This window comes from Roseomonas chloroacetimidivorans (genome assembly GCF_049629625.1).
GTDB lineage: Bacteria > Pseudomonadota > Alphaproteobacteria > Acetobacterales > Acetobacteraceae > Roseomonas > Roseomonas chloroacetimidivorans.
Genome location: NZ_JBNBZS010000232.1, coordinates 1 through 2,332 on the forward strand (window position 1 = coordinate 1; position 2,332 = coordinate 2,332).

Sequence of the window (2,332 nt, forward strand, 5' to 3'; positions counted from 1 at the left end):
TCGAGCCGTCCCAGCCGGCGCCCCCGCGCCCGCCTCTACGGCCCCGTCGAGAGTGCCAGGGCCGGTGTCTTGATGGCAATCCCCCTCGCCTTCCCCCTTGGGCACGATAATGCAGGATTATCGTGCCTAAAGCCCCGCCATAGATGCGCGTTGTGCCCGGATTTGCTGGGTCTGGGTGAGCAACACGCGATAGGTCGGGGCAACGCCCTCCCCTGGCGAGACTGGCGCACAGTCGCTCGGCCGGCTGGACATCTCCACCGGGACACCTCCCCGTGGGCGGGTAGAACGCAGCTGTCTGGGCTCACATCCGGGCGTTCTGCTCCCCTCTCGTGAGCGGACATCCAGGCACCGACCTTCTTCGTCGGCCTGCGCGGAGGAACGGGAGCGGCGCGTCCGCTGGAGATCAAGGGAAAGACGCTCAGCCCGGAGCGGTTGAGTACGGAAAGCTGAAGCGGTGGCTGTTGCCGCTCCGCTGCTTCTGACCCGGGATCTTGCCCGGCAGCGGGGACGCGCGTTAATCCCGCCCGCGCTGTCTCGCCATGGGGCAGCATGGCTCAGGAACGCTGGTCGAAAGTCAAAGGGCAGATGCTGGCGTGCCGATGAATGTCGGCGCGCGGCTGACATGTGCCTGATCAGGAGTTTCGACGATGCCTTCCCTGAAGCGCCGCGCCCTTTTCGGCAGTGCCCTCGCTGTTCCGGCGCTGCTGAGCTACCCGGTCCGGGCGAATAACTTCTCCAGCCGTCCGGTGCGCCTGGTGGTTCCCTTCACCCCTGGTGGAGCAACTGACAGCTCTGCCCGCGTGATCGCCGACTTCCTCTCTCAGCGCTACGGTACGCCCGTCATCGTCGAGAACCGCCCCGGCGCGAGTGGCGGCATCGGTGGCGAATATGTCGCCCGTTCCGCCCCTGACGGACATACCTGGCTGATCGCCGCAGCCTACCCTCTGGCGACCGGCCCGCTGCTCAACCCGAAGATGCCCTATGATCCGCAGCGCGATCTCGCCCCCGTCTCCGTCGTTTTCACGACCGACCACGTCATGACAGTCAACGACACGGTGAAGGCACGGGACCTGAGCAGCTTCATCGCTGAGGCGCAGGCGCGCCGCGAGCCGCTGCGCTTCGGCTCTCCAGGGATCGGCACCGCGCACCACCTGATTGGCGAGATGCTGCGACTGCGGACGGGGCTCGACCTCGTGCACATCCCATATCGTGGCTCAGCGGCGGCGGTGACGGACCAGCTCGCAGGCACGATCGAACTCATGTTCGACCAGCTGCAGACGTACCTACCCCATATTCGCTCGGGCAGCGTGCGCGTGATCGCGGTGACCGGCGCGAAGCGCAATGCAAACCTGCCGGATGTGCCCACCATCGCGGAGATCCTGCCGGGCTTCGAAGCGCAGTCCTGGAACGGGATCGCCGTGCCGGCGGGCACGCCGGTCGCGCTGGTCGAGAAGATCTCGGCCGATATCCGCAACGCGCTGAACGATCCCGCCTCCAAGGCCAGGCTCGCGCCGCTGGGGGCCGATTACGCCGCCTCTACTCCGGCGGGAATGGGCGCGATGATCCGGGCGGAGGTCGAGCGCTGGGCACCGGTGATCCGCGCCGCCAACATCAGCATGACCTGAGGCCAAGCTACCTCCCCGACGACAGCGCCGGGGAGACATTCAGACATGACGCACCCGGGCACGAAGACCGCCTCTGTGCCTACAATCGGCTTTAGGCGGTGATTGTGGCAAATGCCCTACCCTGCTCATCAGGCGCGCTGGTTAAGAGTTCATCGTGCCTATCGCCCCGCAGCGGCTTGCTGAGACGAGCCGCGAGCCGCCCGTTCCTGCAGCCTGACAGCCCTGAGGTGGCCCGGGTCGGCGCCCACGTTAAATGCGTCAGGACGTCAGTCGCGCATGCCTCCAGTTCCGCCCAGCGGCGTCCCCGCATTCGGCACTGTCGGGGCTCAAGGCATCACCTGGGTGTCCGGCGCGGCCCGAAGCCGGGCCGCCTGCTCTTCGAGGGCGGCCAGTTCTTGACGGCGTAGGGCAACCTGCTGCTCCAGTTCGGCTGCTTCAGGCCGCAGGTGCTCCAGGTTCGGGTCTGCGGCACCCCGGTCGGCGGGAGCCCCGTTGCCCTGCCTTCGAGCGCCTGGACGCGAGCCGTGGCCTCCTCAGCGTCGCGGTTGATCTCCGCAGCTCGGGTGCCGGCCGCATCGGCGTATCCATCCGGCCGGGGCCGCGGGCTATCGAGCGCAGACGTGCTGACCGCGCTCACCGCTTCTGGTCGAGGCAGAGTTCCTTGAGGCTTTCGATGCCGTGCTCGGTGAATTTGAGCGTCGCGCGAT

At 67.3% G+C, this 2,332-nt stretch carries 1 protein-coding gene; it reads left to right on the plus strand.

Annotated features, from left to right (window positions below):
* The first annotated feature begins 647 nt into the window (after positions 1–647).
* Positions 648–1,625 carry a Bug family tripartite tricarboxylate transporter substrate binding protein gene (locus ACO1BU_RS36945; protein ID WP_424140838.1) on the plus strand — a complete coding sequence of 326 codons (978 nt, stop codon included), beginning with the start codon at positions 648–650 and terminating at the stop codon, positions 1,623–1,625.
* Positions 1,626–2,332 lie beyond the last annotated feature (707 nt).